The organism is Pseudomonas sp. S2_H01, assembly GCF_054668305.1.
The window spans coordinates 2,014,240-2,032,269 of sequence record NZ_CP162756.1 but is presented as its reverse complement, the minus strand read 5'-3'; the positions used below and the strand labels follow the sequence as shown (position 1 = coordinate 2,032,269).

Here is an 18,030-nt window from a genome sequence, read left to right as displayed (position 1 = left end):
TCACCCATGGCAGTTGCCTCCGGCGCCTACAAAAAAGCCCTTGAGGGTGGTCAGCAACCGAAACAGGTGCTGGTCAAAATCGATCGGGTCACGAAGAAGTTCGATGAGACGGTTGCTGTGGACGATGTGTCTCTGCAGATCAACAAGGGCGAGATCTTCGCCTTGCTTGGCGGTTCTGGTTCAGGGAAGTCCACGCTCCTGCGCATGCTGGCCGGTTTCGAGCGACCGACCGAGGGCCGGATCTTCCTCGACGGCGTCGACATCACCGACATGCCGCCGTACGAACGTCCGATCAACATGATGTTCCAGTCCTATGCGCTCTTTCCGCACATGACCGTGGCGCAGAACATCGCCTTCGGTCTGCAGCAGGACAAGCTGCCCAAGGCCGAGGTCGAGGCTCGTGTCGCCGAGATGCTCAAGCTGGTGCAGATGACCCAGTACGCCAAGCGCAAGCCGCACCAACTGTCCGGTGGTCAACGTCAGCGTGTGGCGCTGGCGCGGTCGCTGGCCAAGAAGCCGAAGCTGCTGTTGCTCGACGAGCCGATGGGCGCGCTGGACAAGAAGCTGCGTTCGCAGATGCAACTGGAACTGGTGGAGATCATCGAGCGCGTCGGTGTGACGTGCGTGATGGTGACCCACGACCAGGAAGAGGCCATGACCATGGCCCAGCGCATCGCGATCATGCACTTGGGCTGGATCGCCCAGATCGGCAGCCCGGTCGACATTTATGAGACCCCTACCAGCCGTCTGGTCTGTGAGTTCATCGGCAACGTCAACCTGTTCGACGGTGAAGTCATCGAGGACATGGAAGGTCACGCGCTGATTCGCAGCCCTGAGCTTGAGCGCAATATCTACGTCGGCCACGGGGTCAGCACCTCGGTGGAAGACAAGCACATTACCTACGCCATTCGCCCGGAAAAACTGCTGATCACCACCGAGCAGCCGGCGTACGAATACAACTGGTCGCGCGGCAAGGTCCACGACATCGCTTATCTGGGCGGTCACTCGGTGTTCTACGTGCAACTGGCCTGCGGCAAGCTGGTTCAGTCCTTTGTTGCCAACGCCGAGCGCCGTGGCGCGCGGCCGACCTGGGACGACGAAGTGTTCGTCTGGTGGGAAGACGACAGCGGCGTGGTACTGCGGTCATGAAAATTCGAAAAATCAAACGAGCGCTCAACCGAATAACGCCCAATGGCCGTCAGGCGGTCATCGGGGTTCCATTCCTCTGGCTGTTCCTGTTTTTCGCGCTGCCGTTTCTGATCGTTATCAAAATCAGTTTCGCCGAAGCCGACGTCGCGATTCCGCCGTATACCGAGATCTTCACGTACGCCGAGCAGAAGCTCGACATCGTGCTCAACTTCGCCAACTACGCGTTGTTGACCGGGGACGACCTGTACATTTCGGCGTACCTGGGCTCGCTGAAAATGGCCTTCTTCAGCACCTTGCTGTGCCTGTTGATCGGCTATCCGATGGCCTACGGCATCTCTATCGCCCGCAAGGAAATGCAAACGGTGCTGTTGCTGCTGATCATGATGCCGACCTGGACGGCCATCCTGATCCGCGTGTATGCCTGGATGGGCATCCTCAGCAACAACGGCCTGCTCAATGCGTTCCTGATGTGGCTCGGCGTGATCCACGAGCCGTTGCAGATTCTCAACACCAACCTGGCGGTCTACATCGGCGTGGTGTACTCGTACCTGCCGTTCATGATTCTGCCGCTGTACGCCAACCTGGTGAAGCACGATCAAAGCCTGCTGGAAGCCGCGTCGGACCTCGGTTCGAGCACCTTCAACAGCTTCTGGAAGATCACCGTGCCGCTGTCGAAAAACGGCATCATCGCTGGCTGCATGCTGGTGTTCATCCCGGTGGTGGGTGAGTTCGTTATCCCTGAATTGCTGGGCGGCCCCGAGACGCTGATGATCGGTAAAGTCCTGTGGCAAGAGTTCTTCAACAACCGCGACTGGCCGGTGGCGTCTGCGCTGGCGGTGGTGATGCTGTTGATCCTCATCGTGCCGATCATTCTGTTCAACCGTAGCCAGGCCAAAGAACTGGAGGGCAAAGCATGAGAGGCTTCCGATTCTCGAACCTGATGTTGGTACTGGGCCTGGTCTTCATCTACGCCCCCATGGTCATCCTGGTGATTTACTCGTTCAACGCCTCCAAGCTGGTGACGGTCTGGGGTGGCTGGTCGGTGAAGTGGTACGTCGGCCTGCTCGACAACACCCAACTGATGAGCGCAGTGGCCCGTTCGCTGGAAATCGCCTGCTACACCTCGGTCGCGGCGGTTGCCCTCGGCACCATGGCGGCGTTCGTGCTGACCCGCGTGACGCGCTTCAAGGGGCGCACGTTCTTCGGCGGTCTGGTGACCGCGCCGTTGGTCATGCCTGAGGTCATCACCGGTCTGTCGCTGTTGCTGCTGTTCGTGGCGATGGCGCAGTTGATCGGCTGGCCGCAGGAGCGTGGCGTCGTCACGATCTGGATCGCCCACACGACGTTCTGTGCGGCGTATGTGGCGGTAGTGGTGTCGGCCCGTCTGCGTGAGCTCGACATGTCCATCGAGGAAGCGGCGATGGATCTGGGCGCGCGACCGTGGAAGGTGTTCTTCCTGATCACCATCCCGATGATCGCACCGTCGCTGGCCGCAGGCGCCATGATGTCCTTCGCGCTGTCGCTGGATGACCTGGTGTTGGCGAGCTTCGTGTCGGGCCCTGGTTCGACGACCTTGCCGATGGAAGTGTTCTCGGCCGTGCGCCTGGGTGTGAAGCCTGAGATCAACGCCATTGCCAGCCTGATTCTGCTGGCCGTGTCGATCGCGACGTTCCTGGTGTGGTTCTTCAGCCGTCGTGCAGAAGAGAAACGCAGAAAGGCGATCCAGCAAGCCATCGAAGAAGCAGCGGCGGATGGCTGGAAACAGCCGGATGTGCGCCGTGCTCAGGTGGTTGAGTCGGTTTGAGCGGGTCCAGCAGCAAGTCATGATCATTCCCCCGCCCCGCGTGGGAATGCATCCGCTGACGCTCTGCGTCGTTGATGATGGACGCGGAGCGTCCTAAGCGGCGTGACCACGCAGAGCGTGAGAACGATTAATATCGGGACTGATGTTGACCCTGTAGGAGCGTGGCTTGTCCCGCGATCTGCCGGGCACCGGCAGCAAACCCTGTGAATGCGTTCTGCCAGATGGGCCGTGTGTACCGGGTTTGCGACGGGTTCCCCGCCGATCGTGGGACACGCCACACTCCTACAGGGGATCGATGTCGTCAGTGACTCGGCACCAACCGCAACTCCTCTTTGCTGTTCCCCGCCACATCTCTCTCACTGAACTGCTCCGGCACGTACTGGCCGGCGATGTAGCGCTGTGCCTGATCGGCGTAGTGCTTATCGAACAGCACGCCGCTTTGCCCAACCGGGTTGATGCCCAGCGCATGGGCGGGGTCGGCGAAGTCGATCAGGCGGCGAGTCGACGGGCCGTAGGTCACAGGCCAAGGGGCAGTGGTGATACTCGCCGACAGGTTATTCGGTACTTCATGGGTCCCGGGCGCGGCAAACGGGCCGACGTTGAACAGCATGTCCAGTGGCGGCTGCCGGCCCAGCGGATGTTCGTGTGTCAATGTGTGCGCCTTGCCCCAGGTCCACTCGTCTGCGTTCAGCCCGTAGAGCGACTTCAAATGAGACACCGTCGCATGCCACGCCACTTTTACGGTGTTGTCGCGGCTTTCCGGTTCGGGCGAGTTGCGGTTGTTCCACCAGGGGGAATTGGCATCGGCGGCAAGTTTCGGCAGCGCCATGTCGATCACGCGCGTCGAGAGCAGGGTTGCGAACAGCCCGTCTCCCAGTTCATCGCGAAAGGTCTGGTCGCTGAGGTTGTAGAGGAACTGGTTGAACAGCGTCGCGCCTACCGAATCGACTGGATAATCGCCTTTCCAGGCAACCAGGCGTTCGATCAGATCGTGCTCTTCAGGATCGGTGATGACCCGACGCAGCACGGGAATCAAGGGTTTGAGAATCTGCGCGGCATAGTCGGTGCGGGTGCCCAATTGCAGCGCCTGGCTGTTTTCCAGGTTCCACTTCACCGACGGATCACTCAGTTGCCTGTTCAACTGACGACCGCGTTCGGCGAGGTTGTAATAGCCCGGAATTTCCATTCCCGTTGGCGACACGGGCTGGAAGTTGGCCGACACGATATAACCCCGCGCCGGGTTTTCTTCCTGAGGGTTGGCACTGAAAGGATAGAACCCGTCCTTGTCGGCCTGGCTGGTGCTGCCGTCGAGAAGAAAGGCCGGGTTTACGCCTGCCGGACGCTTGGGCAACTGAGCGGCTGCCCACCAGCCGATATCGCCTTTGGCGTTGGCGTAGACCACGTTCAGGCCCGGTGACTGGATCTTCTCGGCGGCGCTGCGCATCTTGTCCAGCGTGTCGGCGCGGTTGGCTTCGTAGAAGCCTTGCAGGATCGGGTTCTCGGACTCCAGGAACGACCACCACATGGCAACCGGCGTATCGGCGTGCTCTTGAATACCGCTGGCGTTCAGTACGTCGTTGACGATCGGGCCGTGGGGCGACTGGCGCAGCGTGAAGGTAATCGGCGATTCGCCTTTGACCTTGATCTGCTCGGGCCGCGAGGTCATCTCTGCCCACGCGCCGTGGTACCAGACCTGATTGGGGTTCTCGGGGTTGACCTTCTCGGCGATCAGGTCGACGTCGTCGTTCTGGAACATGGTCAGGCTCCAGCCGAAATCCATGTTGTGGCCGAGGAGGGCGAACGGATTGAGCGCCTGAAAGTGGCCGTATAACTCGAAGCCGGGAGCGGACAGCTGCGCTTCGTACCACACTGCGGGCACCGAGAAGCGAATATGCGGATCACCCGCCAGCAACGGCTTGCCGCTCTGCGTGCGACTGCCTGACACCGCCCAGGCATTGCTGCCCTCGAATTGCGGCAGGCCTGCATCCTCCAGCGCTTGCTGGCTGAGCAGCGCCAGGTCGCTCAGGCCTCTCCAGTCCTTGCTGCTCAGCGCAGGCCCCTGGCCCAACGCGCCTTGGGGTTGCCAGTCGAGATCGAAGACCTTCAAGTACTGCGGCCCGAGCTGATCGCGCACATAAGTCAGCAGCGGTTCGGTACGAAACGCGGCGGCAAAGCTGTACGCCAGATAGCCGCCAATGCTCAGGGTGTCTTCTGCGGTAAAAGGACGCTTGTCGATGCCCAGCACGTCGAATTCGACGGGTTTGGGGTGAGTCGCCTGAAACTGGTTCACGCCGTCCAGATAGGCTTGCAGCGCCTTCCAGGCAGGCGTGTTCTTGTCTTGGCGGGCCACGTATTCGTCGGCATGTTCACGAATGCGCAGGCTGCGGAACAGTTTGTCGGTGTTGACCAGCTTCGGTCCGAGGATTTCGGCCAGTTCGCCACGGGCCAGCCTGCGCAGGATTTCCATCTGGAACAGGCGATCCTGCGCGTGCACATAACCCAGCGCGCGGTACAGGTCGTCCTGATTTTCGGCCTTGATGTGCGGCACGCCGCGTTCGTCGTAACGCACACTGACCGGCGCCTTGAGACTGTTCAGCGCCAGCTCGCCGTTGCGCACCGGTTGTTTGCTGTGGATATACCAGGCACCGCCGCCAGCGATAAGGAGGATCAACAAAGCGATGACGGAAAGGCTGCGTTTCATCCAGAAGGCTCAAAAGGTGATTGAGAAGGTTTCGCAGGCTACAGAATCGGCGCGACGCTGGGTAGGCGGCGATGACACCCGATTGTGTAGGAGCGCCCGCGATGAACGATAACGTGGGTTTCCTGATAGGCCGTGTCGCCTGATTCGCGGGCAAGCGCGCTCCTACAGGTAGGCGACTCGCATCAGATCTTATTGCGTTAAGCTTCGCCCTACGCCACCAGAGAGCTTTACCCATGCGATTTCAATCTTGCGCCCTGACGCTTTTGTTGGCGCTGCTTTCTGCTCAGGCAGTCGCCTTCACCGGCCCCAAGCCCGGCGATGTCATCGAAGTCACGCTTGACCAGGTCCACCCCACGCAGGCGGTGATCGGGTTCGATCAGGTGTATTACAAGCTTGAGCGCTTCGCCAAGGATCGCCAGAAGCTGTTCGATGAGATCTGCGAAAGCAACGGTCAGGATGAAGCGAAAACGGTCAGTGAAAGCGCCGACCCACTGAAGCCTGAAAGCTTCACCTGCAAGGACGAACCGAACGCCCATCCCGAAGAGATGAAAACCGTGGTGGTCGGTCCCGGTGGCCAGTTCTATCTCACGGATGGTCATCACACCTTCACCACGCTGTGGGAGCAGCCCGGCGCAGGGGCGCAGCTGAAGATGAAGGTACGCATCACCGACGTTTTCAGCGACAGCGCCGACATGGCGACATTCTGGAAACGCATGGAAAAGGCCCACAAAGTCTGGCTTAAGGACGGCAACGGCCAAGCGCTTTCACCCGATCAATTGCCCGCGCACGTTGGCTTGAAGTCGATGCAGAACGACCTCCTGCGCAGCATCGTCTATTTCGTTCGTGGCGCCGCCTATGACAAACCCAAGGCCGGTGATGTGTCCCCGGAATTTCTGGAGTTTTATTGGGCTGACTGGCTGCGTGACCGGCTCAAGCTGGCGGACTTCAACCTCAGCGAACGCAGCGGTTATCATCAGGCACTGCAGGCAGCGAGTGATTTGATGGTTAAGCCGCCGTTGAGCAAGACCATCGGCGGCGGTCTGACGGCGAAACAGTTGGGTGGTTTCAAGTCGGTGAAGCGCAAGGCGTTGACCAAGACTGCGAGTGAGAAGCTGCCGTACGTGATCGACTACAAGGACACCCATTGATCGATGGGTGCCTTGATGGCGGCGAGCAAGGCCCGGCGTTTATGAGACCTGAGTCAGTCAGTACTCAGCCAAGGGCAATAGCAGCCGACCGCCATGGTGTGTGTGGCGCTGACCGGGCGATCGGCTTTGAGCGCCAGAAGGATCGGCTCGATAAAGCTGTTTTGTGAATTGCAGATCAGCCCTTCGCTGTAAGGCCCGAAATACGCAAGCCTGCCCTGACGGTCCCAGATCGCGACCGCAGGGCTGGCGGTGATCCGCTCGGCACCCGGCAGGCTGCCAAGGGGTTTGATCGCGCTCAAGGTGGACGGCAGTTGTCCGTGAGTGCCCGGCTTCTGGACCGCATAGAAATCCACGCCATTGGCGCCCGCGAAATGCTCCACGAGCTGGCTCAGGTGTTCCTGATTACCGACGTTGCAGGGGCAGGCCGGGTCCCAGAAATGCACGACCCTGATACGCCCCGGTCCGGCCAGCGCTGGCGGCAGGCTCAGGACATCGCCGGCAAACAACGCCGTCTGATCACTGAACGCACGGATGTATCGGCCCTCAAACCATTCATAGCCTGCCCATAACGCCGCCGCGCAGATGACCGTAGTCAGCGCAATGAATGCAGTGCGACGTCGAGTGCGTGGGTGGACAGTCATGGGGCGGGCTTCGATTTGGGTGACGTAGCTTGCCACGCCTGAGTGGACAGAAGAAACTCACGGGCAGTCGTCACTTTTTATTTCCTGTTTGGCTGATGGATTACCGATGTCCAACACGTTCGACCCCGATCACCTGCGGGCCAGTCTGCAACCGTTGAGCGCCCGGCAGCCGATGTCCGATGAAGGCCTGGCTTACCAGCGTTTCTACACCCTGGCCGGGCTCGGTCGTGATGGTCTGGTCAACAGCCGTCTCGGTCGCTTCGAGGTCGGCGGCTACGAGATCGTCACCCAACTCTGGATGCCTGAGAACCCGGTCGCGACGCTGGTTTTGGTGCATGGCTTCTACGATCACATGGGGTTGTACCGGCACGTCATCGAGTGGGCGCTGGAGCTGGGCTTTGCAGTGGTGTCCTGTGATCTGCCAGGGCATGGACTGTCCAGCGGGAGCCGGGCGAGCATTACCGACTTTGCCGAATATCAGCTGGTGCTCGACCGGTTGTTCGTCGAGGCCGAGACTCTCCAACTGCCCAAACCCTGGCACCTGTGTGGACAGAGCACGGGCGGCGCCATCGTGATTGACCACCTGCTTAATCACGGCGATGAAAGCCCGGCACAAGGGCAGTCGATCCTGCTCGCGCCGTTGGTACGACCGAGGGGATGGACCTGGTCGAAAGTCAGTTATTACCTGTTGCGGGCGTTCGTCAAAGGCATCGACCGACGCTTCAGCGAGAACTCCAATGCGCCTGCGTTTCTGCCGTTTCTGATGGCCGACCCTTTGCAGCCCCGGCGCTTGCCGACGGCGTGGGTCGGGGCGCTGGCCAAATGGATCGAGCGCATAGAAAACGCGCCCCGCAGCCGCCGCAGCCCGCTCATCGTTCAGGGCGAGTCCGACATGACGGTGGACTGGAGCCACAACCTTGCGGTGCTCAACGACAAATTCGATCACCCGCAGATTTTCATGCTGCACGAGGCACGGCATCACCTGGCCAATGAACTGCCGGAGTTACGGGAGCGGTTCTTTGAGTTTTTGACTCAGCGGATGGTGCAGAGCCAGATATCCTGAGGCCTTTACCTGTAGGAGCTGGCTTGCTGGCGAATGCGGTGGATCAGCTACATTGATGCTGGATGACGCACCGCATTCGCTGCCCTCGTAACCTCGGACGTCTCCTACAGGGATCGGGTTGATGCGCAAACTTGTGCTCAGGCCTGTGGGCCGGCTTGCTGGCGAATGCGTCCGTTCAGACACACCAAGGTTGAATGACACACCGCGTTCGCCAGCAAGCAGGCTCCTACAGTAAAGTCGCTAGCCTCAGAGTTGACTACTTCACGTTCTGCCCAACCGCCAACCCCGCGCGAATCGCGGCCAGGGCGGCCTGATAATAGGCCTTGCCTTCGTTGGACTCGGCAAAGGTCGAGAACTCGTCCAGCTCCGAGTCTGACAAGTCGCGGTAGACGTACAGCAGCGTGTTGCTCATGTCGTTGCTGATCTGCGCCATCAGCCGCTCGCGCTGACCGTCGAGCATGGCCTGTGTCGTTCCTCCGCCCATCAGTCCCGGAATCATCGAGCTCAGGCTGTCGGCTGCCACGCCGGCGATGGCCAGACTCACTTCTGCGCCCGCCTCTTTGGCAGGCAGCGCGCTGACCAAGTGGCCGATGATGAGCAGGCGGTTGTCGCTGGCCTGCATCTTAGGCAACCCCTGCGCGTTCTTTGCCAGTTGGTCGGGGCGCGTGGCAGTCAGTTCGGCGTTGACGATCTTGCGGCCCAGAGGTGACTGGAAGAACTGCAGGGCGGGGTTGGGGTCCGTCAGGGTCTGACGCAGTCTCTGTTCGGCACGCTGGTCCATGGCCTGTGGGGCGAAGCGTTGGTTGCTGTTGTTCACCAGCGCGTCGAACACGGCAGGCGGCAGGCTGTTCTTGTAGCGCTGTTGTGCGGCTTTGAGGGCGTCGTTGAAATGCGCGCGCTGTTCTGGCCAGCCGGCGACCTTGTACAACTGGTCGTGGCCGTCTGCCCAAACGGGCATGGTGCAGAACATCAACATCAGGAAAAACAGACGGCGCATTAGAGACTCCTGTCGGCAGGCCGCTATTCTCGGCGGGGCGGCGGGGATTTGTCGAGTTAACAGTTGCCAGACCCCAAGAAAACCGATGCGTTCGGCCCGTTTACGTGTAAATCGGCCATGGGTTTTTAAACCTGAAAAAATATTCCTCGGCTGGCGGACCACGGGCTCTGTTGGATTGATCGGCGTATGGATACTATGCGCGCCATGCGCATATCCCCTGATCACCCCCTGCTGTTACGAATCGTCGACGACCTGGCCGAGCGTGGCTGGTCGCAGCAGAATATTTTCCTGCCGGACAGCCTCACCCGTGAGCTGGCGCTTGAGTGTCGCCAGCGGGCAGCCGAGGGTGAACTTGCGCCCGCAGCGGTCGGGCGCGGCCCTGCGCAGGAAGTGCGTGAAGGGATTCGGGGTGATCACATTCAGTGGCTAGAACCGGGACAGGCCGAGCCTTGCGACCGTTACCTGGAGCTGATGGACAGCTTGCGTCAGGCGCTCAATCGCGGGCTGTTCCTGGGGCTTGAGGATTACGAGAGCCATTTCGCGCTGTACCCGCCGGGCGCCTTCTATCGCAAGCACGTCGACCGTTTCCGCGACGACGACAAGCGCATGGTGTCGGCGGTGATCTACCTCAATGACGCGTGGCTGCCGGAGCATGGCGGTCAACTGCGCATGTTCCTCAAGGACGGCGCCGAGTATGACGTGCAACCCACCGGTGGATGTCTGGTGGTGTTTCTCTCCGGCGACATGCCGCATGAAGTCCTGCCTTCTACCCGCGAGCGCCTGTCGCTGACCGGCTGGTTCCGCCGACGGGGCAATGAGCCGTTTGAGCTTTGATCGGGCCTGCGGCTGGCGACTCATGCTCACGGCTGAGATCCGATCTGCTGTGGGAGCGAATTCATTCGCGAACAATCTGATCGACGACCGAGAGGCGTCGAGTGTATCGGCCTCTCGCGAATGAATTCGCTCCCACAGAGGGCAGTCGTCATTCAGCCAGGGCTGTCGGGGCCGCGAAAACATGAAATCTTCTACATAAATCCGGTTAGCTGCACACGTCGGTCTCAAGCGGGGCTAAGGTACAGGCCATGCTTGAGCGTTTATCAGTGGGTCGTGAACCGGCCTTTTGCGCTCACGGTCCGACGCCAAGCGTTCACAAGATCAAGAACCGGAGAGATCATGAAGACCCTATTCGCAAGAACTGCCCTGGCTGGCCTGCTCCTTGGCTCGACCTTTCTGGCTCAGGCTGCCGATGTGCCACGGACCCCTTCGCCCGCTGGCGCCGAGGTTTACATCATCTCGCCCAAGGACGGCGCTGTCGTCAGCGGCGCGTTCAAAGTTCAGTTCGGCCTCAAGGGTATGGGCGTCGCACCTGCGGGCGTTGACGTGCCAGACACGGGTCACCATCACCTGCTGATCGACGTGAAGGATCAACCGGACATGAACGCGCCCCTGCCGACCACCGACAACATTCGTCACTTCGGCAAAGGCCAGACCGAAACCGAACTGAACCTTACCCCGGGTAAACACACCTTGCAGCTGCTGGTGGGTGACAAGAGCCACGTGCCGCTGAACCCGGTGGTTGAGTCGCAGAAGATCACGATTACAGTGAAGTGACGCATTTGTAGGCGTGGGTGACGCCTTTCCCTGTGGGAGCGAATTTATTCGCGATGCTGAGTTTCAGGCGATAAATCTGTATCGGATGCACCGCCCTCATCGCGAATGAATTCGCTCCCACAGAAGGTGTGCCGACCGTGTAGGGCATTACTGGCAGGCACAAAAAAAGGAGACCCGAAGGTCTCCTTTTTTATGGCCCTGAAAAAGCGGCTTAGAACAGAACGCGGCTACGGATGGTGCCTTTGATGTGCTGCAGCTTCTCTTGCGCCAGGTCCGAGTATTCGGCGTCGACGTCGATGACCACATAACCGACTTTCTCGTTGGTCTGCAGGAACTGACCGGAGATGTTGATGCCGTTTTCTGCGAACACCTTGTTAATCTCGCTGAGCACGCCCGGGATGTTTTCGTGAATGTGCAGCAGACGGTGCTTGCCCGGGTGAGCCGGCAGGGCCACTTCAGGGAAGTTGACCGAGGACACCGACGTACCGTTGTCGCTGTACTTGACCAGCTTCTCGGCCACTTCCAGACCGATGTTGGCCTGGGCTTCGGCAGTGGAGCCACCGATGTGCGGGGTCAGGATCACGTTGTCCAGGCCACGCAGCGGGCTTTCGAAGATGTCATCGTTGGAGCGAGGCTCGACCGGGAACACGTCGATGGCCGCGCCGATCAGGTGCTGGTCCTTGATCGCGCTGGCCAGGGCGTCGAGATCCACCACAGTGCCGCGCGCGGCGTTGATCAGGATCGCGCCTTTCTTCATGGCGCGGATTTCTTTCTCGCCAATCATCATTTGCGTGGACGGCAGCTCAGGCACGTGCAGCGAGACGATGTCGGCCAGGCCCAGCAACTCGGTCAGGCTAGGGACCTGGGTCGCGTTGCCCAGCGGCAGCTTGGTCAGCGGGTCGAAGAAGAACACCTGCATGCCCAGGCTTTCAGCCAGAACCGACAGCTGAGTACCGATAGAGCCGTAGCCGATGATGCCCAGTTTCTTGCCACGGATTTCGAACGAGTTGGCAGCGCTTTTGATCCAGCCACCACGGTGGCAGGACGCGTTCTTTTCCGGGATGCCGCGCAGCAGCAGAATCGCCTCGGCCAGCACCAGTTCCGCCACCGAACGGGTGTTGGAGTACGGGGCGTTGAAGACGGCGATACCACGCTCGCGAGCGGCGTTCAGGTCGACCTGGTTGGTACCGATGCAGAAGCAGCCCACCGCGACCAGTTTCTTGGCGCAGTCGAACATTTCTTCGGTCAGTTGAGTGCGAGAACGGATACCGATGAAGTGAGCGTCGGCAATCTTTTCCTTCAGCTCGGCTTCCGGCAGAGACTTGGTGTGGTACTCGATGCTGGTGTAACCGGCGGCCTTGAGGACGTCGACTGCGGATTGGTGGACGCCTTCGAGAAGAAGGAACTTGATCTTGCTCTTGTCGAGGGAAGTCTTGCTCATCTGCGTAAACCTGTGTCCCGGAAAAAAATGGCAGGGAATGGACAGCTTGAGCTGGCCTCACGGCGCAACGGCGCCATCGCAGGTCGGCCTCAGGCACGTCTCTGCGGGGGCGGTATGCTAGCATATGTGCCCCGCTAAATACCCGCTCCTGCGACGTGAAGCGTTCTCAGGATGACCATGAATAGTTCGAGAGTTCGCCCATGATCGACGTTGCCGTAATCGAAGCGCTGAAGACCTTGGTTGAGCCCGGAAAAGTCCTCACGGACGCGGCCTCCCTTGAAGCTTATGGCAAGGACTGGACCCGTCAGTACACCCCAGCGCCCAGCGCCATTGTCTTCCCCAAAACCACCGAACAGGTTCAAGCCATTGTGCTGTGGGCCAACGAGCACAGCGTCGCACTGGTGCCTTCCGGCGGCCGCACCGGGCTGTCCGGCGCGGCGGTGGCGATGAAGGGCGAGGTGGTGGTTTCGTTCGATTACATGAACCAGATCCTCGAACTCAACGTCACCGATCGCACCGTGCGCTGCCAGCCGGGCGTGGTCACTAAACAGCTGCAGAACTTCGCGGAAGAAAACGGCCTTTATTACCCGGTGGACTTCGCCTCGTCCGGCTCCAGTCAGATCGGCGGCAACATCGGCACCAATGCGGGCGGGATCAAGGTCATTCGCTACGGCATGACCCGTAACTGGGTGTCCGGGTTGAAGGTGGTCACCGGAAAAGGCGACATCCTCGAGCTGAACAAGGATCTGATCAAGAACGCCACCGGCTACGACCTGCGTCAGTTGTTCATCGGCGCCGAAGGCACGTTGGGCTTTGTCGTCGAGGCGACGATGCGTCTGGACCGCTCGCCGAAGAACCTGACCTGCATGGTTTTGGGTACACCGGATTTCGACGCGATCATGCCGGTGCTGCACGCGTTTCACGGCAAGCTCGACCTGACAGCGTTCGAGTTTTTCTCCGACAAGGGGCTGGCACGCATCATGGCGCGGGGCGATGTGCCCGAGCCGTTTGAGACCAAGACCCCGTTCTATGCCCTGCTGGAATTCGAGGCGAGCAACGACGAGATCGCCAACGAGGCGCTGGCAACATTCGAACACTGCGTGGAACAAGGCTGGGTCATCGATGGCGTGATGAGCCAGAGCCAGCAGCAGTTGCAGAATCTGTGGAAGCTGCGCGAATACCTGTCCGAAACCATCTCCCACTGGACGCCGTACAAAAACGACATCTCGGTCACCGTGTCGAAAGTCCCGGCGTTCCTGAACGAGATCGACGCAATCGTCAGCGAGCATTACCCCGACTTCGAGGTCGTCTGGTACGGCCACATCGGTGACGGCAACCTGCACTTGAACATTCTCAAGCCGGAAGACTTGCCCAAGGAAGAGTTCTTCGCCAAGTGCGCCACCGTCAACAAGTGGGTGTTCGAGATCGTCGAGAAGTACAACGGCTCGATCTCGGCCGAGCATGGCGTTGGCCTGGTCAAACGCGACTACCTCGAGTACAGCCGCTCGCCCGTGGAAATCGACTACATGAAAGCGGTCAAGGCGGTGTTCGACCCCAATGGCATCATGAACCCCGGAAAGATTTTCACGGTGTAAGCTTCGCTCTGCCCGCTGGCCGTTTCACACGATAAAGACAAGCAGCAAGACCCGTATTCAGGAGCGCTCATGAGCTATCAGCACAAGTATGTCGACGGTACCAAGGTCCATTTTCCCTTGGGTAAAGTGGTCTGCATCGGCCGTAACTACGCCGAACACGCCAAGGAACTGGATAACCCGGTGCCAACCGAGCCCCTTCTGTTCATCAAACCCGGCAGCTGCGTGGTCGGGATCGAAGGCGGCTTCACCATCCCGCAGGACCGTGGCTCGGTGCACTACGAAGCTGAAATCGTGGTACTGATCGGCAAACCGCTGAGCAAGAACCCGAGCCGGGAAGAAGTGCTGGATGCGATCTCCGGTTTCGCGCCGGGCCTTGATCTGACGCTGCGCGACGTGCAGTCCAAATTGAAGGAGAAAGGCCTGCCTTGGGAGATCGCCAAATCGTTCGACGGCGCGGCGGTGATTGCGCCGTTCGTGTCGGCCGACGCGTACCCGGACCTGGCCGACATCGCCATTCGCCTGACCGTCAACGGCGAAGTGCGCCAGGACGGCAACAGCAGCCAGATGCTCAACCCCATCGTGCCGATGATTCAGCACATGGCCTCGCAATTCTCGCTGCAGGCAGGCGACCTGATCATGACCGGCACGCCTGCGGGCGTCGGGCCGTTTCAGATCGGCGACGACATCGTGTTGGAGCTACCGGGCCAAAGCCGTTTCGAAAGCGACGTTCGCTGATTCATGAAGGGGTCGGCTATTGAAGGCCGCTTGTGAGGGTTCACAAGCGGCCTTTTTTTGTTTCACGGACACACCGGTTTGCCAGGTTGCCGTTTTTTTCACAACCGATCTGGATAATCCGTCGCCGACCGCAGCGCCTTGCCGCTGTGCCAATGAAAACTTTCAGGATCGTTTCGATGGCCGTTGATGCACAACAACTGAGCAAGCCCCCGCGTCGCACGCGTTTTCAATGGTCCTGGTTGTTGATTGCCCTGGTGGTGATCCTCGTCGGCCTGTCGTACGCATGGCATTGGGACGATCGGGGCTTGTTGTGGTTGCGCGAGCAAAGTGCTTCCGCCGAGCAGCGTGCGGCCAGCGTCTGGCTGCCGGACTACAAAGTCGATATCGACGGCAAGTCGATGGTAGGACTGGAAAAGGACGAGGCGTCGGATCTGTCCTATGACCCGGTCAGCAAAACCCTGTACTCGGTGATGGGCAAGAACGCATTCCTGGCTGAGCTGAGCCTGACCGGAGACGTTTTGCGCAAAATCCCGTTGGTGGGCTGGAGCAACCCGGAAGGGGTGATGGTGTTGGGCAATGGCTTGATTGCCATTGTCGACGAGCGTCAGCACTTGATGACGATGGTCACGGTGACGCCTGACACCAAGACCCTGGACATCAAGGACTTCCCGAAATACGACCTGGGCCCGTCGGTCGATCAGAACAAAGCGTTCGAAGGCGTGACCTGGGACGCCAGGAACCAGCAGATCTTGCTGGGCGAAGAGCGCCCGCCCGCGCTGTTCAGCTGGAAGTCCGATGGCAGCGCCATTTTGAAGGGCGACAAGCGCAAGCTGGTGAACGACAACCTGATCATGCGCAACCTGTCTGCGCTGTACGCTGACCAGAAAACCGGGCATCTGCTGGTGTTGTCGGCTGAGTCTCACCTGTTGCTGGAGCTGGACGAAAAGGGCAACAAGGTGAGTTTCATGGCGCTGGTCACGGGTCTGAATGGTCTGGCTCACACCATTCCTCGCGCCGAAGGCGTCACCATGGACGAGAATCGCACTATTTATATGGTCAGCGAGCCGAACCTGTTTTATTCGTTCAAGAAGAAGTAAAAGGAAGCGATTCCGGCATTCCGGATTGACTGGACGTTTTTGATTCTGGTCGCAGATCGCGGGACAAGCGCCGCTCCTACGCCCTCCGGGCAGAAGCCAGATCAGCGCGCGCTTTAAGGCTGGTTTCAGAATAGGGTGATATTAAAGCGCCTCCTGTTTGTCGCCGAGCTCACTGCATGCGTCGTCTCTCCCCTCTGAAAAGCGTCCTGCTCACGCTGCTGGTTCTGTGCGTGCTCGCGGGTTCCTACCTTGTCGCCCGCGAATACCGCGTCGTCGAGCGTCTCTGGTTCAACTGGCATGTGTTCTGGCAGGCCAGCGATGCACAAGCGCTGGGGCTCGATGATTATGAGGTGGTGATCGAGGCTCGCGTCATTGATGGGTTGCCCGACAATGTCTCGGCGCTGAGCTACGATCCGCACCGAAAAACCCTGTTCACGGTCACCAATAAAAACCCGGAGCTGGTTGAGCTGAGCCTCGACGGGCGCATCGTGCGACGAATTCCCCTCACCGGCTTCGGTGACGCCGAGGCCGTCGAATACATCAGCCCCGGCACCTATGTGATCAGCGACGAGTACAACCAGCGACTGATCAAGGTGCACATCGACGACAGCACGCTGTTTCTGGATTCAGCCGATGCCGAGCAACTGACGTTGGGTATCGACGCCGGCGGCAACAGCGGTTTCGAGGGCCTGGCGTATGACAACCAGGGCCAGCGCCTGTTTGTGGCCAAAGAGCGCAAGCCGGTTCAGATCATCGAAGTGCGCGGTTTTCCCAATCTCGCCCCGGGCTCGCCCAATGTCCTTGAGGTGACCTCCAGTAAACGGCGTGATGCCGGATTGTTCGTGCGGGACCTTTCCAGCTTGCAGTTCGATGAGCTCAGCGGGCACTTGCTGGCGCTGTCGGATGAGTCTCGACAAATACTGGAGCTTGATACGCAGGGCAGGCCCGTCGGCAATGTGTCGCTGAGCAAAGGCAGCATGGGCTTGAGCAAAAGCGTGCCGCAGGCGGAGGGAATCGCGATGGGGGATGACGGGACGTTGTACGTGGTGAGCGAGCCGAACCTGTTTTATGTGTTCAGGAAGAAGTAACCGACACTCACGTTTCATGGCTGCGCTGTACCTGTGGGAGCGCATTCATTCGCGATGCGATGGCACATCCGATGGAGATGTAGCGGATGTCCGGGCCCATCGCGAATGAATTTGCTCCCACAGGGTTTTAGTCCAGCGCTGCGCTGCGTTGATCGAAAAGTGATCAGCGCTTCAGGGTTTTCACGCCTTCCTGAGTGCCCAACAGCAGCAGGTCAGCCGGACGTGCCGCGAACAGGCCGTTGGTGACCACGCCGACGATGGCGTTGATCTGGGCTTCGAGCTCCACCGGGTGGGTGATGCTCATGTTGTGAACGTCGAGGATGATGTTGCCGTTGTCGGTCAGCACGCCTTCGCGGTACACCGGGTCGCCGCCCAGCTTCACCAGTTGGCGTGCAACGTGGCTGCGGGCCATCGGGATGACTTCGACCGGCAGCGGGAATGCGCCCAGTACAGGCACCAGCTTGCTGCCGTCTGCGATGCAGATGAACGTCTTGGCCACAGCGGCCACGATCTTCTCGCGGGTCAGGGCTGCGCCGCCGCCCTTGATCAGGTTCAGGTGCTCGTCGCTTTCGTCCGCGCCGTCCACGTAGAACTCCAGGTCACTGACAGTGTTGAGCTCATACACCGGAATGCCGTGGCCTTTAAGGCGAGCGGCGGTGGCTTCGGAGCTGGCGACGGCGCCGTCGAATGCGCCCTTGTGTTGAGCCAGCGCGTCAATGAAGCAGTTGGCGGTGGAGCCTGTGCCGACACCCACGATGCTTTTGTCGTCGAGTTTCGGAAGGATGAAGTCGACAGCGGCCTGGGCGACGGCCTGTTTGAGTTGATCCTGGGTCATGCGGGTGGGCTCCACGAGGGCCTGAGGTTAAGGGCAACTGTAAGAGCGCGCTTGCCCGCGAAGAGGTCTGTACAGCCGACACATCCATGTCGCCTGTTACTGCTCATCGCGGGCAAGCGCGCTCC

Annotated in this window: 16 protein-coding genes; 11 read left to right on the top strand and 5 right to left on the bottom strand. The window is 60.0% G+C overall.

What is annotated here, in order from left to right:
• Nucleotides 1-6: 6 nt before the first annotated feature.
• The 3 genes from potA to AB4N84_RS08880 are packed head-to-tail and all read left to right on the top strand — an operon-like array spanning nucleotide 7 to nucleotide 2,953.
• Nucleotides 7-1,149 (top strand): polyamine ABC transporter ATP-binding protein, encoded by a 1,143-nt coding sequence (potA, locus tag AB4N84_RS08890; RefSeq protein ID WP_074758086.1) that lies wholly within the window; start codon nucleotides 7-9, stop codon nucleotides 1,147-1,149.
• A complete protein-coding gene (locus AB4N84_RS08885; protein WP_074758088.1) occupies nucleotides 1,146-2,066 on the top strand; it encodes an ABC transporter permease subunit in 921 nt (306 codons plus the stop codon). Before potA ends, AB4N84_RS08885 begins: the two co-directional genes overlap by 4 nt.
• Nucleotides 2,063-2,953, top strand: coding sequence for an ABC transporter permease subunit (locus tag AB4N84_RS08880; protein WP_460046031.1), 891 nt, complete (start codon nucleotides 2,063-2,065; stop codon nucleotides 2,951-2,953). Before AB4N84_RS08885 ends, AB4N84_RS08880 begins: the two co-directional genes overlap by 4 nt.
• Before the next feature lie 301 nt (nucleotides 2,954-3,254).
• Here AB4N84_RS08880 and AB4N84_RS08875 read toward each other — a convergent pair whose 3' ends face one another.
• Nucleotides 3,255-5,654, bottom strand: a complete 2,400-nt coding sequence (locus AB4N84_RS08875) for a penicillin acylase family protein (RefSeq protein WP_460046030.1) — start codon at nucleotides 5,652-5,654, stop codon at nucleotides 3,255-3,257.
• 233 nt (nucleotides 5,655-5,887) lie between these two features.
• Between AB4N84_RS08875 and AB4N84_RS08870 the strand changes: the two genes are divergently transcribed.
• Nucleotides 5,888-6,802 carry a ParB/Srx family N-terminal domain-containing protein gene (locus AB4N84_RS08870; RefSeq protein ID WP_460046029.1) on the top strand — a complete coding sequence of 305 codons (915 nt, stop codon included), beginning with the start codon at nucleotides 5,888-5,890 and terminating at the stop codon, nucleotides 6,800-6,802.
• Between the two features lie 53 nt (nucleotides 6,803-6,855).
• Here the strand turns inward: AB4N84_RS08870 and AB4N84_RS08865 are convergent, their stop codons facing one another.
• Entirely contained in the window at nucleotides 6,856-7,443 is a 588-nt protein-coding gene (locus AB4N84_RS08865) for a DUF6436 domain-containing protein (protein ID WP_460046027.1), read from the bottom strand.
• A 106-nt stretch (nucleotides 7,444-7,549) separates the two neighbouring features.
• Between AB4N84_RS08865 and bipL the strand changes: the two genes are divergently transcribed.
• Nucleotides 7,550-8,506, top strand: a complete 957-nt coding sequence (gene bipL, locus AB4N84_RS08860; RefSeq protein ID WP_460046025.1) for a phospholipase BipL — start codon at nucleotides 7,550-7,552, stop codon at nucleotides 8,504-8,506.
• 256 nt (nucleotides 8,507-8,762) lie between these two features.
• Here bipL and AB4N84_RS08855 read toward each other — a convergent pair whose 3' ends face one another.
• Nucleotides 8,763-9,503 (bottom strand): DUF2059 domain-containing protein, encoded by a 741-nt coding sequence (locus AB4N84_RS08855; protein WP_460046024.1) that lies wholly within the window; start codon nucleotides 9,501-9,503, stop codon nucleotides 8,763-8,765.
• 195 nt (nucleotides 9,504-9,698) lie between these two features.
• On the opposite strand from AB4N84_RS08855, the gene AB4N84_RS08850 reads away from it, so the two are divergent.
• Both AB4N84_RS08850 and AB4N84_RS08845 read left to right on the top strand, forming a co-directional pair.
• The gene (locus tag AB4N84_RS08850; protein WP_460046974.1) at nucleotides 9,699-10,337 is read left to right on the top strand and encodes a 2OG-Fe(II) oxygenase; all 639 of its coding nucleotides are present in this window, start codon (nucleotides 9,699-9,701) and stop codon (nucleotides 10,335-10,337) included.
• A 339-nt stretch (nucleotides 10,338-10,676) separates the two neighbouring features.
• Nucleotides 10,677-11,114: a DUF4399 domain-containing protein gene (locus AB4N84_RS08845; RefSeq protein ID WP_460046023.1), complete on the top strand. Its 438-nt coding sequence runs from the start codon at nucleotides 10,677-10,679 to the stop codon at nucleotides 11,112-11,114.
• Nucleotides 11,115-11,325: 211 nt separating this feature from the next.
• On the opposite strand, the gene serA is transcribed toward AB4N84_RS08845, so the two are convergent.
• Nucleotides 11,326-12,555, bottom strand: coding sequence for a phosphoglycerate dehydrogenase (serA, locus tag AB4N84_RS08840; protein ID WP_074758106.1), 1,230 nt, complete (start codon nucleotides 12,553-12,555; stop codon nucleotides 11,326-11,328).
• 200 nt (nucleotides 12,556-12,755) lie between these two features.
• On the opposite strand from serA, the gene AB4N84_RS08835 reads away from it, so the two are divergent.
• From AB4N84_RS08835 to AB4N84_RS08820, 4 genes are all read left to right on the top strand, one after another.
• The gene (locus tag AB4N84_RS08835; RefSeq protein WP_460046022.1) at nucleotides 12,756-14,150 is read left to right on the top strand and encodes an FAD-binding oxidoreductase; all 1,395 of its coding nucleotides are present in this window, start codon (nucleotides 12,756-12,758) and stop codon (nucleotides 14,148-14,150) included.
• A 69-nt stretch (nucleotides 14,151-14,219) separates the two neighbouring features.
• Nucleotides 14,220-14,885, top strand: a complete 666-nt coding sequence (locus tag AB4N84_RS08830; protein ID WP_460046020.1) for a fumarylacetoacetate hydrolase family protein — start codon at nucleotides 14,220-14,222, stop codon at nucleotides 14,883-14,885.
• A 176-nt stretch (nucleotides 14,886-15,061) separates the two neighbouring features.
• Nucleotides 15,062-15,982 (top strand): SdiA-regulated domain-containing protein, encoded by a 921-nt coding sequence (locus AB4N84_RS08825; protein WP_074758112.1) that lies wholly within the window; start codon nucleotides 15,062-15,064, stop codon nucleotides 15,980-15,982.
• A gap of 176 nt (nucleotides 15,983-16,158) precedes the next feature.
• Complete coding sequence (locus AB4N84_RS08820; protein WP_460046019.1) at nucleotides 16,159-17,070, top strand: SdiA-regulated domain-containing protein; 912 nt, start codon at nucleotides 16,159-16,161, stop codon at nucleotides 17,068-17,070.
• Between the two features lie 163 nt (nucleotides 17,071-17,233).
• On the opposite strand, the gene rpiA is transcribed toward AB4N84_RS08820, so the two are convergent.
• A complete protein-coding gene (gene rpiA / locus AB4N84_RS08815; protein ID WP_074758116.1) occupies nucleotides 17,234-17,905 on the bottom strand; it encodes a ribose-5-phosphate isomerase RpiA in 672 nt (223 codons plus the stop codon).
• Between the last annotated feature and the right edge of the window lie 125 nt (nucleotides 17,906-18,030).

Bases quoted from the DNA above. Each gene is read 5' to 3' on its own strand.
- potA (WP_074758086.1), top strand. From the start codon at position 7: ATGGCAGTTGCCTCCGGCGCCTACAAAAAAGCCCTTGAGGGTGGTCAG.
- AB4N84_RS08885 (WP_074758088.1), top strand. From the start codon at position 1,146: ATGAAAATTCGAAAAATCAAACGAGCGCTCAACCGAATAACGCCCAAT.
- AB4N84_RS08880 (WP_460046031.1), top strand. From the start codon at position 2,063: ATGAGAGGCTTCCGATTCTCGAACCTGATGTTGGTACTGGGCCTGGTC.
- AB4N84_RS08875 (WP_460046030.1), bottom strand. From the start codon at position 5,654: ATGAAACGCAGCCTTTCCGTCATCGCTTTGTTGATCCTCCTTATCGCT.
- AB4N84_RS08870 (WP_460046029.1), top strand. From the start codon at position 5,888: ATGCGATTTCAATCTTGCGCCCTGACGCTTTTGTTGGCGCTGCTTTCT.
- AB4N84_RS08865 (WP_460046027.1), bottom strand. From the start codon at position 7,443: ATGACTGTCCACCCACGCACTCGACGTCGCACTGCATTCATTGCGCTG.
- bipL (WP_460046025.1), top strand. From the start codon at position 7,550: ATGTCCAACACGTTCGACCCCGATCACCTGCGGGCCAGTCTGCAACCG.
- AB4N84_RS08855 (WP_460046024.1), bottom strand. From the start codon at position 9,503: ATGCGCCGTCTGTTTTTCCTGATGTTGATGTTCTGCACCATGCCCGTT.
- AB4N84_RS08850 (WP_460046974.1), top strand. From the start codon at position 9,699: ATGCGCGCCATGCGCATATCCCCTGATCACCCCCTGCTGTTACGAATC.
- AB4N84_RS08845 (WP_460046023.1), top strand. From the start codon at position 10,677: ATGAAGACCCTATTCGCAAGAACTGCCCTGGCTGGCCTGCTCCTTGGC.
- serA (WP_074758106.1), bottom strand. From the start codon at position 12,555: ATGAGCAAGACTTCCCTCGACAAGAGCAAGATCAAGTTCCTTCTTCTC.
- AB4N84_RS08835 (WP_460046022.1), top strand. From the start codon at position 12,756: ATGATCGACGTTGCCGTAATCGAAGCGCTGAAGACCTTGGTTGAGCCC.
- AB4N84_RS08830 (WP_460046020.1), top strand. From the start codon at position 14,220: ATGAGCTATCAGCACAAGTATGTCGACGGTACCAAGGTCCATTTTCCC.
- AB4N84_RS08825 (WP_074758112.1), top strand. From the start codon at position 15,062: ATGGCCGTTGATGCACAACAACTGAGCAAGCCCCCGCGTCGCACGCGT.
- AB4N84_RS08820 (WP_460046019.1), top strand. From the start codon at position 16,159: ATGCGTCGTCTCTCCCCTCTGAAAAGCGTCCTGCTCACGCTGCTGGTT.
- rpiA (WP_074758116.1), bottom strand. From the start codon at position 17,905: ATGACCCAGGATCAACTCAAACAGGCCGTCGCCCAGGCCGCTGTCGAC.